This is a genomic window from Dyadobacter sp. HNCC25DJ183, from assembly GCF_056895175.1.
In genome coordinates, this window is record NZ_JBXHAP010000003.1 from 51360 (window position 1) to 63679 (window position 12320).

Genomic DNA, 12320 nt, shown 5'->3' on the forward strand with positions numbered 1-12320 from the left:
TGCCTTGCTGGCAAACTATTTACGGCATGGAAGCCGGGAAGTCTGATCGTCCTGGTGAAATATGATAAGCAACTACTTGAAAATAGCGTGGCGGAACCTTTCAAACAGCAGGTTTTATGCCCTTATTAATTGTGCCGGATTGTCTGTCGGTCTGGCAATTGGTATTCTGATTCTGCTTTGGGTGCAGGATGAGCTCAGTTTCGATCGCTTCAACAAGCAGGCCGAAAACATTTACAAACTTGAAAACAGGGTAGGTACAGGTGTAAGCCAGCAAATATGGTCTGGTACTGTGGCACCTATTGCCAGCTTCGCAAAAAGGGAGCTGCCGGAGATTAAAGATGCTGTCAGGCTGACCTATAATGGATACTATAACCTCTTCCGATACAAGGAAAAGCTTTTCAGCGAAGAACAATCATATTTCGCGGATCCGACACTTTTCTCCGTTTTTGATTTTCCCCTGATAGAAGGCGATCAGCGGAACCCGTTCCCGGACAACCACTCCATTGTTGTCACCAGGAGCACCGCCAAACGCTATTTTGGCAATGAGCGTGCCCTAGGAAAGGTGATTACCTGCTATACGGTTCCTTTCAAAGTCTCCGGCGTGATCAACGATTTTCCTGAAAATTCGAGCATCAAAGGCGATGTTTTCCTGCCGATTTCACTTCGCTTCAAAGACGTTTACAGCAATCGTAAAGATGGTAAAAACAGTGAAAATGACTTTCATGAGTTTGACTATACAACATTCCTGCTCTTTCGGCCGGGGACATCGGTGGGTAACCTGGCAGACAGGCTGCGGAACATACATTTGCGGAACAAACCCGATGATACCGACATCAATTACCTGCTGCAAGCATTGCCAAACGTGCATTTGTATAAATCGGATGGTTCTGCGCAAGGTATTGACACTGTGCGAGCTTTCAGCATTATTGCTCTTTTGATCCTCGCAGTAGCCTGCATCAATTATGTGAATCTCTCGACCGCCCGCTCGCTGCTCCGCTCCAAAGAAGTAAGTATGCGGAAGATCGTCGGCGCTGACAAGTCACAGCTTTTCACGCAATTCTTTGTCGAGACAATCCTGGTATTTCTGATCTCAGCCTCTATGGCAGTAATACTGGTAGCTTTGCTTATACCCGCATTCAATGAAATTTCGGGGAAGAAACTGGTGCTGAATCTGTCCGATTACCAAATCTGGCAGGTCCTTGCGGGTACCATTGTCGCTACCTTGCTCGCTTCGAGTATCTATCCGGCATTGTTACTCTCATCCTTTGAGCCCCTCAAAGCACTGAAAGGAAAGGTATCGGCGGGGTTGAACGAGGTGTTGTTCCGGAAGGTACTTGTGGTGATCCAGTTTACAGTATCGGTTATTCTCATCGCCGGTACACTTATAATCAACAACCAGCTGCAATACATCCGCTCGAAAGCACTTGGCTATGACAAAACGCACGTTCTGTCATTTGGAATGGGAAAAATGGCCGGCCACTTTGATGCAGTCAAATCAGAATTAATGGGAAAACCCGGCGTGACCAGCGTTACCAGATCCAACTTCAATGTCGTGATGGTTGGCGGACAAACGGGCAGTAACGACTGGGATGGGAAAGAACCCGGCGAAACGATGATGATGCGTTTCATGAGCGTTGACAAAAGTTTTATCCCATTTTTTAAAATGCAGCTCGTCGCGGGTGTCAACTTCTCAGATACACCAGCCGATTCCAGCCACTTTATTCTCAATGAAACAGCTGTAAAAACCGCCCGCATTAAAGATCCGATCGGCAAGAGATTTAAATTGTGGGAACGCGAAGGAACGATCGTCGGTGTGGTAAAAGATTTTCATTTTGCTTCGATGAAGAAAAAGATCGAACCTGTGATATTCCAGAATGCGCCCGAGCAAATGGGCCGGATCTATATTAAAACGACAGGCGAAGATGCTGCAAAGGCGATTGCCGCTGCACAAAGATCCTGGATGCAGTACAATGCAGATACCCCATTTCAATATGCTTTTCTAGACGAGTCTTTCAATTCTCTGTATAGGTCGGAGGAGCAAACGGGCACACTTTTCAATATTTTTGCTTCTATCGCAATTCTTCTTTCCTGTCTGGGTCTGTTCGGACTGGCTACTTTCACTGCACAAACGCGCCGGAAAGAAATCGGTGTGAGGAAGGTACTGGGCGCGGGGCTGTCGGGTATCGTCGGCTTGTTGGCCAAAGACTTCATTAAGCTGGTTCTGATCGGCATTGTCGTTGCCGTACCGATCGCCTGGTATACAATGGAAAAGTGGCTGCAGGAATTTGTGTATCGGACCAATATCAACTGGTGGGTTTTTGCACTGGCGGGCGTGCTGGCGATTGCAATAGCGCTGCTCACCATTTCTTTCCAAACTATCAAAGCTGCATTGATGAACCCGGTTAAAGCCCTGCAAAATGAATGAAAGCAGGGCTTTGAACAGTAAATTCCAGGAATAAACGGGCAAGCAAAGCTACTCAGACCAAACCGCCAATTCGTAACCGTCGGGATCGGTGAAGTGGAAGCGGCGGCCGCCTGGGAATTCGAAGATATCCTTGATGATCGTGCCGCCGGCACTTTCTACTTTCTTTTTGGTGGCAACTACGTTTTCGGAGTACAGGATCACCAGGATACTGCCATTTACGGGCTCGCCCGTTGTGAAGCCGCCATCGACAAAGTCGCCCTCGAATGCAGTGTACTCAGGGCCGTAGTCGGTGAATGCCCAGCCGAAACTCTCGGAGTAAAACCTTTTTGCCGCGGCCAGATCGCGGGAGAGAAATTCAATGTACTGGATCTGCTCGTGCCTGAGCCTTTTTTCCGGTGATTCCATGAGGTATGTATTTAAGCTTGAACCGCTAAATATAGAAAGATTGTGCAGACTGCTTTTTAAGTCAGCCGTGAATAAAGTTTCGGTAAAATAATGCTTTGCAAATCAGTAGAATACAGCTCTCTCTGTCTCACGTTGTAAAGTCACGCTTTTGCCCTGAGTCCGCTTTGTACAACTGAAAAGTTAATAAATCCGCTCTCTGCCGCTATGTTATCGCTTGTTCCAAAAGGCATTTTGAGATACTTCAATCAACATATCACACCCTTTTACGGCCTGATCCGGCTGGCTCTTTGCATGGTTGCGTCAGTTGGATTGCTGTATGTGCTGCATGGTTGTGTACAACCTTTTTCTCCGCCTGAAATCAATTCCAATAAGAGTTACCTGGTGGTTGACGGGTTTTTCAATGTAAGCACGTCGGATTCCAGCCGGATTGAACTCAGGTGGACACAGAATGTAAACCACGTAACCCAGCCCCCGATAGAGACAGGCGCCGTAGTCAGTGTTGAAGAGGAGGAGGGACAATCGTACACTTTTACGGAGCAGGCCAAAGGTGTGTACGTATTGCCTCCCGCAGTGTATAATGTATCGGGCAAGTACCGGCTCAGGATCAAGACACGGGGCGGGAAGGAATATCTGTCAGAGTATGTGGCGGTGAGCCGCACGCCTGATATCGACAGCGTAACCTACAAGCTCAATGCTGCGGGGAATGCAATGGTATTTTATGTAAATACCCATGACGCGCAAAACCGGACACAGTTTTACAGGTGGAAATTCGAGGAAACGTGGGAGTATGTTGCGACTTACTATTCTGCATTGAAAGTGGAGAACAAAAAGGTAGTGATCCGGGATGAAAATATCAACCGGTGCTGGTCCAGCCAGAAGTCGGGCAGCATTTTGCTGGGGAGCACTGTGCGCCTGAGCGAGGATATCATCAAAGATCTTCCGTTAAACATCGTACCCATCGCTACGAACAAGCTTTATATCAAGTACAGCATTCTGGTTAAGCAATATGGTCTGTCGCGGCCTGCATTTGAATACTGGACCAGTCTCGCCAAAACAACACAGGGAACCGGCAGCCTTTTTGACGCGCAGCCTTCGCAGGTTACGGGTAACATCACCAACGCGGCTGATCCCCGCGACTTCGTGTTCGGATATTTCAGCGCCTCCACCGAAGCAACCAAGCGCATTGTAATCAGTCCGAACCTGGGCGTCTTCCCCAGATGCACCGAACCCGACACGCTTCCGATTGCATGCAATGGCCGGGGAGACGTGAATTGCGGATTGAACACACCCGATATGCTGCTTAGCTACTGGGGCATTCGCGCCGACTCCGTTCTGGTGGCCAATGCATCCTGTACCGATTGCCGCCTGGAAGGAGGTACCATCCAGAAGCCGCCTTTCTTTTGAAATCACTTCTTTATATTCTCCATCAATCCTCATGCTCCTGCTGCATTGCTTAAACCTGGCGAACCAATGCAAAAGGCGATACTGCATTACATTGTAGTAGTAATGTAGTGGTGACATTTTCAAGAAAATCTTCCATTTATCAGATGTGAGGTAGTAATGTAGTAATGCATCTGCTACTGCTGTCGCAGCCCTCCACATACCTTTGTTGCTATAATAGTATTGTTACTATTTCAATAATTAATTGGGCAAATAGCATTTGTCCTGTCTACTAATTAATAAAAACATCTATGAAAAGAAAAATTGTACTATTGTGTAGCCTGTTAATGCTATACGGTATGGTGCAGAGCGCTTTTGCCCAAAGCAGGACTGTGAAGGGCAAGGTAACTGTGAAGAATGGAGGGGAGGAATTGGTAGGAGCCACCGTGTTAGTAGAAGGAACCAATCAGGCGACGATTACCGACGCCGCCGGAAATTACTCGATCGACGTGCAGCCTGAGGCGGTACTTGTCACGAGCTTTATCGGAATGGTCACTCAGAAGGTACCGGTTGGCAACCAGAGCGAGATCAACTTCCAACTGGTTGAATCAAGTGATAACCTGGAAGAAGTAGTGGTGGTAGGTTATGGTGCCCAGAAGAAGAGTGTAGTAACAGGCGCCATTTCCAGTGTGAAGGCAAGTGACCTGGAAACGATGCCTATCAACAGGCTGGAAGAAGCATTGCAGGGACGCACCTCCGGGCTTACCATTGCGGCAAACTCCGGACAGCCGGGATCGGCGGCGACGGTGCGCGTGCGTGGTGTGACTACGCTGAACAACAACAATCCGCTTTGGGTGGTAGACGGCGTGGTGGTTGATAACGGCGGTATCGGTTATCTGAACCAGTCGGACATCGAGTCCATTGAAGTATTGAAAGATGCAGCTTCACAGGCAATTTACGGCGCGCGTGCTGCAGCAGGGGTTATTCTGGTCACTACCAAAAAAGGTAAAGCAGGCGGCATTCGCATTAATTACAATGGTTATGTAGGTACGCAGGCACCTGCGAGAAAACTGGATCTGCTGGATGCGAGCCAATATGCAACGATCCGGAATGAAGCCGCAGTGGCAGCCGGACAGGCGCCTGTGTACGCAGATCCCGCTTCTCTCGGAAAAGGAACCGACTGGCAAAAGCTGATCTTCAACAACAATGCGAAGCGTCAGAACCACGAGCTGAGTATTAGCGGCGGATCGGAACGCTCCACATTCTACCTGTCGTTTGGGTACTTGGATCAGGAAGGTATTGTAGCGAGCGATATTTCCAAATACAAGCGTACAAGCATTCGTCTGAACTCAGAACACAAATTGGCAAAATGGCTCACGTTTGGCCAGAACCTGGGTTATGCGCACGATAAGTCAGTTGGGCTGGGGAATACCAACAGCGAGTTCGGCGGTCCGTTGAGCTCTGCTATCAACCTCGATCCGATCACCCCCGTAGTAGTTACCGATCCAGCCATTGCCAATGCGGCTCCTTATACCAACAAAGGTGTTCAGCACGACGCAAACGGACATCCTTACGGGATTTCTTCGGCAGTAGGGCAGGAGATGAGCAACCCGCTTGCGTATATCCAAACCCGTTTAGGAAATTACAGCTGGAGTGATAACGTAGTCGGAAATGCATATTTAATGGCAGAGCCGATCAAGGGATTACAACTGAAATCTACATTGGGGGCTAAGCTGGCTTTCTGGGGAAATGAGAGTTTCACACCGATCTCGTGGCTGAATGCAGCGTCGGTTACTTCGCAGACCAATTTCAACCGCTCGAACAACCGCCGTCTTGATTACAACCTTGAAAACACAGTGTCTTATACGCGCGCATTCGGGCTGCACAATGTAAACGTTCTGCTTGGACAGGGCGCTTACCTGGACAACAACACGACGATGACGAGCGTGACTTTCTTCAACGTGCCGGCAGATAACTTCGAAGACGCTTCGCTGAACTTCAAGGTACCTGCGGACCAGCGAAATTCCGACGGATCGGAGGGAGCGCGCCACACGGTAAGTTCGCTTTTTGCACGTTTGAACTACGATTACAATGAGAAATACCTGTTGCAGGCCCTGGTGAGAAGGGACGGTTCTTCACGCTTTGGTTCAAACCATAAATATGGTGTTTTCCCATCGTTCTCACTGGGCTGGGTGCTGTCCCGTGAAGACTTTTTCCCTGAAACCAATGCGGTTAATTTCCTTAAACTACGCGGAGGTTACGGTGTGGTTGGAAATGATGGAATCGGCGACTTTGCTTACCTGTCTACCATCGGAAGCGGCCGGAATTATACAATCGGTAACTCAGGAAGCTACATTATCGGATATAGTCCGAATGCACCTGCCAACCCTGACCTGAAATGGGAGCAGACCAGCCAGACCAACATTGGTTTTGACGCAACGATCTTCCGCAATGTGAATATCACCTTCGAGTGGTTTAAGAAAGCAACAAAGGATATTCTGCAAAATCCGCGGATACCGGGGTACGTAGGAGCGATTTCCAATCCTGCCGCCAATATTGCCGATATGGAAAACAAGGGTGTGGAACTGGAACTGGGATACAGAAAGCAGTTTGGCCAGATTGACTTCTCTGTGAACGGAAACGTTTCTTACATTGAAAACAAGGTAACCAACCTCGGAAATGGCGTAGAATACCTTTCGGGCGGCGCGAGCTTCCAGGGTGCACCTCCGATCACCCGCACGCAGGTTGGTCATGCAATCGGGTCGTTTTTCGGGTATGTCAATGAAGGTATCTTCCAGACGCAGGAGGAAGTTGACAGTCACGTAGCGGCAAATGGTAACAAAATACAGCCGAATGCAAAGCCGGGTGATTTCCGCTGGGCTGACTTGAATGGTGATGGCGTAATTACTGAAACAGACCGGACTTTTATCGGTAATCCTACTCCGAAATGGTCTTACGGTTTGACGATCAATGCGGCGTACAAAGGTTTTGACGTGGTTGTGTTTGGTCAGGGTGTGGCAGGAAATGACATTTTCCAGGGACTTCGTCGTCTGGATATCGCGAATGCAAACTGGCAGGCTGACGCAATGGGCCGCTGGACCGGACCGGGGACTTCCACAGCATACCCGCGCATTGTGAACGGAGATCCGAACAAAAACTTCCAGAACCCGTCCAGCTTCTATCTCGAAAAAGGCGATTTCTTCCGGATGAAAACCTTGCAGGTAGGTTACTCGCTTCCAGCCGCATTGATCAGCAAGGTTGCATTGAAAAAGGCACGTGTATATGTGATGAGCCAAAACCTGTTCACGCTGACAAAATATACGGGTTATGATCCTGAGATCGGCGGCAGCGTACTGAGCATTGACAAAGGGATTTACCCGCAGGCGCGCTCGTTCATGGTAGGTCTGAACATTGGTTTTTAATTGATTAACAAGATGATGATGATAAAAAATAAAAAATTCATAGCTGCATTGACATTGTTGGCGGGGTTGCAGCTGATGTCGTGCTCGGAGAGCTTTCTGGAAGTGAAGCCGAAAGGGCTGAACCTCGAATCCAACTATTACCGGAACCAGGAAGAAGCATACAATGGACTGGTAGCTATTTACGATGTGGTAGGCTGGCAGGGTGCCGGCTATGTGACCACGATAGCCACGATGAATGCTGCTTCTGACGATCACTACGCAGGTGGCGGCGGACCGAGCGATATCATGGATTTTCAGGTTATTTCCAATTACACCCTCAACCCAACCACCGGGCCGCAGGGCGAATTATGGAGAAAAGGATTCTCAGGCGTTTTCCGGGCTAATTCACTTTTGGAAAAGCTGCCGTCGGTACCCATGGACGAAACGATTAAAAAGCGCTATGCGGCTGAGGCTAAATTCCTGCGCGGGTACTTCTATTTCGAACTTGTCCGGTTGTTCAAGAATGTGCCTCTTTTTACCAAAACGGTTTCCACACAGGAAATGTACGACGTAACACAGGCGGCTCCGGCGGAAGTATATGCGCAGATTGAAAAAGACTTGTCGGAGTCAATGGCCGATCTGCCGGTGACGATCAATGCGGCTACGGAAGGCGGCCGCGTGGGGCAGGGCGCTGCGCATGCGATACTTGGAAAAGTGTATTTGTACCAACAGAAATACGCACAGGCGGCACAAGAGCTGGCTTTGGTGAATGGTACGCCGGGCGGCACCAATCCTTATGGTTATAAACTGCTTAGTAACTTTGCCGACCTCTGGAAGAGCGATAACAAGTTTAACAGCGAGTCTATTCTGGAGATTTCCTACACCAATACTTCGGCTGGTACGTGGGATTGCGTGGCTTGTACAGAGGGAAATATCATGAACATCATCACAGGCCCGCGCGGCTACAACCGCAAATCCGACGCTGCGCCCGATTACGTTTCCGGATGGAGCTTTTTACCGGTAACCCCGTCCTTATTTGAGGCGATCCACTACGACCCTCGCTATAAAGCGACCGTCGCTAACCTGGATAGTCTCGAAAAAGCCGGACTTGCCAGTTACGAAAAGGGGTACATGAACACGGGATACTTCCTCGAAAAATTCGCAGGAAGAGTTTCCAACCGCTGGACCGGCGCGGGAACACCCGAGCTGAACTTCCCTCAAAATATGTACGACACGCGCCTGGCAGATACTTATCTACTTGAAGCCGAGGCGCTCGTTCGCGGTGGTGGCGACCAAACCCGCGCAACTGCATTGCTCAGCGCCGTAAGAGCGAGGGTAGGTTTGAAGCCCGTGGCAGCTACGTTTGAGAACATCAAAAAAGAACGCAGGCTTGAACTGGCAGGCGAAGGTCACCGCTGGATGGACCTTGTCCGCTGGGGGGACGCGCCAAAAGCATTGGCATCCAAAGGCTTTGTGGCTGGTAAAAATGAAATATTGCCTATCCCATTGCTCGAAATGGAAAATACCAAAATCGAGCAGAGCAAAGAGTGGGGCGGCACGAAATAGGATTTAGCGTTATGTAGAAAGCTGAGCGCAGATGTTGCGCTCAGCTTTTTTTATGAATGTGTCCCTTTGCTATCCCTGGATTCGTCAATGTGAAAACCCAGGAAGAAGTTAAACATGTTGACCTCGGTAGGCAATTGCAGCTTCTTGCGAAGCCGGTACCTGCTTACTTCTACGCCGCGGAGCGAGATGTTCATCAGTTCTGCGATTTCCTTGCTCGACAGGTTCATCCGCAGGTAGGCGCTCATTTTCAGCTCACTGGCTGTCAGTTTCGGGTATCTCTCCTTCAATGCGATCAGGAAGTTACTGTGCACACTGTCAAAATGTTTGGAGAACTGCCCCCAGTCTTTATCCACCTTATTTTCCTCTGCTACCACCTTAATCACCCTTTTCAGGTCGTCGTTGATCTTCTCGTCGTCCGCAGTTTTGGTGATCTTGACCAGGTCTGTTTTTAGTTTTGACAGCAGTTCGGCTTTTTGTACCAGATGCATCGCCGAAGTGGCCAGGTCTGTGTTCTTATGCAGGATCTCGGCTTCGAGCTTTTCGTTTTTCAGTTTAATAATCTCCTTTTCATTTTTTTCGAGTTCCAGCTGGTGGAGGTACTGTAACCTTTGCTGCTCCTCCTCATGTTTTTGCCGCTGTCGCAAAAAGCGTTTTTCCTGCCATTCATAAAACAGGAAAGCCAATCCCAGCAGCAGGACACCGTAAGCGAGATATGCCCAGGAAGTTTGGTACCACGGCGGCTGAATGACAAATGTGTAGCCGGTGACCGGCGATTCACTACCGAAATTATTGCGTGCTTTGACATAAAACGTGTACTGGCCCGCAGGAAGGCTGGTGTACTCCTTCGCACTTTTCACCGACCAATGCGACCAGCCTGCATCAAATCCATCGAGAAAATACGAATACGCAATGCTGGATTGCTGACTGAACAGGGTGGATGAAAATTCAAAACCAATGGAGTTCAGCTCGTGCGCAATTTGCGGTACCTGGCTTTCGGTTTGCTTGTTCAGCTGGTTAACCTCGCCCAGATAACCTCCAAAAAGGACCGTATCCGACTTTGCGACCGATCGCAGCATCCTGATCTGCACGTCAATGCGGTTTTTGTTCTGCTTATATTGCTGGTAGTTAATGTGGTAAATGCCTTTTTCACTGCCCACGAGGATGTTTTTTTCATTCAAAGGCTGAATGTACTCGAAGCCCGACACGAGCTTCTGGTTCAGTTCCGGCAGGAAAATGATCTTCGGCTTGTTGCCGGATACATCCAGCACGCCCAGCTCTTTACCAGTCACAAACCACACGTTACCGGCCTGATCTTCTTTCAGGTAGCGCACGTCCACACCCTTGAAAATCTCATTGTAGTAGCTGGACGCAGCAAAACGGTCTTTTCCAGGATTGTATTCGTAAATGCCGCTTTCTGTCGCTACCAGTATCCTGTTTTTGACCTTATATACATAATTGTTGTTCAGCGAAAGCGGCAGTCCGTCTTTGCTGGTGTACAAGCGGGCCGCAGATTTTCCGTCAGGTTGCAGGGATATTTTAAAAACACCACGATAGGGGTGGGAAGTCCAGATCACATTTTCGTCGTGGGTGTCAGTGCAGAGGAAACGCGAGGCGATGTCAAAGCCACTTACCTCGCCGGACGGCCGGAATTCTGTCCCGTCATAGGCAAGAAAATTGATCCCATTGTAATTACCTACTGCTACCCGTGAAACCGGATCGATCCGTGACAGCGGCACTGCGCCCCAGAATCCATTCCGGCGTTCAATCGCAATTGCTTTATCCTGGCGTATCTCAAACATACCTTCGTGGTGCGACATCAGCAGTTTTCCATTGATCTCCGACAATCCCCAAACCTGACCGCGGGAATTTTTAACAAATGAAAATGCGCCTTTAACAAAGCTGAGATCATTGAATTCCCCCACCGGAACTGAATAAAGACCGTTGGAAGTACCTATATAGAGCCGGCCTTTGTAGATAATCGAAGCATAGCCGGCTTCATCTTTGGTAGCGACGGGGTAAATGGTCTTGACCGCATTATCATACGCGATGAAATCGATCCCATTGTCAAGCCCCAGCCAGAGATTGTGATCACGGTCGCGGAAAACACTCAGTACATTGTTGTTTTGCAGGCCATCTCCCCGCGAAAACCGGTGCACAAATTCACCTTTATTTGTAACAATATAGCAGCCGCCCAAGCTTGTGGAGAGTGCCAGCAGCTGGTCGTTGACGCGCGTGGCTCCGTAAATGCGTTCTTTCCTGATCTGGTTAATGAATGCCGATTCCATTTTTACGGCGCTGTTGCCGGAAAGCCTGTAAAGCCCCGCGTCCATTGTCACGAGAATGGTCGTATCCCGGCCCATAGGCAGCAATGCAGTACTCAGGAACTCGGCGGGCAGCTCGCTATTGGTGAGAAAAGGCTCCCAGCGTTCGTTGTTAAACCGTAGAAGCCCGTTTGTCGCATCCTGCGCTATTACCTGTCCATTCGCCGTACCCATAAAACGCCAATGCGATACAGGATTGAATGTGATTATGGATTTGTCTTTGTACAAAAAGATCTTGTTACTGGCCCTGAAAAAGACACTTCCTTTCCATGCGGTCACATTCCAGATATCGGCAAAGCTGCGGTCTTTCTCCTGAACGAGCTCGCGCAGCGAAAAATACCGGAGTACGCCTGACTGATCCGGTGAGAAATACCCAAACTCATTCTCTCCGCCGATGTAAATGCGGTTATCATCGCCCAGTTGCAGGGAACGTACTTTTGTTTTGTTGGGAAGCGGGTACACTTTCCAGTACACACCATCGAAACTCAGCAGCCCCTCGTTATTGGCAAAGTACATTACTCCATTACGCCCCTGGCGGATTGCCCAGTTCTGTGTTCCGGCCCGGTAAGCATGTTTACTATAATTAACTACTTCCGGGAGCCCGATGGTCGGCAGCCCGATGGTCGATAACGCGCCGGTCGATACCGCAGTGGTACTTTGGGCGTGTAGCGTGTTTGATAAAATCAGGAAGGTTAGAAAAAGAATCACTCGCTTCATTATCCATGTACACTGTTTCCCTCTCACTGGTTTGACGTAGTTAAAAACCGCGTCAGAAACTGTATTTTGCAAATTATAAAGGATTGTTGTAGTAATGTAGTAGCT

6 protein-coding genes are annotated in these 12320 nt (G+C 49.0%); 4 read left to right on the plus strand and 2 right to left on the minus strand.

The window, feature by feature from the left end:
- Nucleotides 1-61: 61 nt before the first annotated feature.
- Nucleotides 62-2425, plus strand: a complete 2364-nt coding sequence (locus AC1XTG_RS07670; RefSeq protein WP_484841546.1) for an ABC transporter permease — start codon at nt 62-64, stop codon at nt 2423-2425.
- A gap of 48 nt (nt 2426-2473) precedes the next feature.
- Here the strand turns inward: AC1XTG_RS07670 and AC1XTG_RS07675 are convergent, their stop codons facing one another.
- Nucleotides 2474-2830, minus strand: coding sequence for a VOC family protein (locus AC1XTG_RS07675; protein WP_056290343.1), 357 nt, complete (start codon nt 2828-2830; stop codon nt 2474-2476).
- Between the two features lie 204 nt (nt 2831-3034).
- Here AC1XTG_RS07675 and AC1XTG_RS07680 point away from each other — a divergent pair, with 204 nt between their 5' ends.
- The 3 genes from AC1XTG_RS07680 (at nt 3035) to AC1XTG_RS07690 (ending at nt 9177) form a co-directional block, all read left to right on the plus strand.
- A complete protein-coding gene (locus AC1XTG_RS07680; RefSeq protein ID WP_484841547.1) occupies nt 3035-4234 on the plus strand; it encodes a DUF4249 domain-containing protein in 1200 nt (399 codons plus the stop codon).
- Between the two features lie 287 nt (nt 4235-4521).
- Complete coding sequence (locus AC1XTG_RS07685) at nt 4522-7632, plus strand: SusC/RagA family TonB-linked outer membrane protein (RefSeq protein ID WP_484841548.1); 3111 nt, start codon at nt 4522-4524, stop codon at nt 7630-7632.
- Between the two features lie 12 nt (nt 7633-7644).
- Complete coding sequence (locus AC1XTG_RS07690) at nt 7645-9177, plus strand: RagB/SusD family nutrient uptake outer membrane protein (protein ID WP_484841549.1); 1533 nt, start codon at nt 7645-7647, stop codon at nt 9175-9177.
- Nucleotides 9178-9227: 50 nt separating this feature from the next.
- Here the strand turns inward: AC1XTG_RS07690 and AC1XTG_RS07695 are convergent, their stop codons facing one another.
- Nucleotides 9228-12215, minus strand: a complete 2988-nt coding sequence (locus tag AC1XTG_RS07695; RefSeq protein ID WP_484841550.1) for a ligand-binding sensor domain-containing protein — start codon at nt 12213-12215, stop codon at nt 9228-9230.
- Between the last annotated feature and the right edge of the window lie 105 nt (nt 12216-12320).

What these genes read in the sequence shown, in the direction of transcription:
- AC1XTG_RS07670 (WP_484841546.1), top strand. Translation starts at nt 62, where the DNA reads ATGATAAGCAACTACTTGAAAATAGCGTGGCGGAACCTTTCAAACAGC.
- AC1XTG_RS07675 (WP_056290343.1), bottom strand. Translation starts at nt 2,830, where the DNA reads ATGGAATCACCGGAAAAAAGGCTCAGGCACGAGCAGATCCAGTACATT.
- AC1XTG_RS07680 (WP_484841547.1), top strand. Translation starts at nt 3,035, where the DNA reads ATGTTATCGCTTGTTCCAAAAGGCATTTTGAGATACTTCAATCAACAT.
- AC1XTG_RS07685 (WP_484841548.1), top strand. Translation starts at nt 4,522, where the DNA reads ATGAAAAGAAAAATTGTACTATTGTGTAGCCTGTTAATGCTATACGGT.
- AC1XTG_RS07690 (WP_484841549.1), top strand. Translation starts at nt 7,645, where the DNA reads ATGATGATGATAAAAAATAAAAAATTCATAGCTGCATTGACATTGTTG.
- AC1XTG_RS07695 (WP_484841550.1), bottom strand. Translation starts at nt 12,215, where the DNA reads ATGAAGCGAGTGATTCTTTTTCTAACCTTCCTGATTTTATCAAACACG.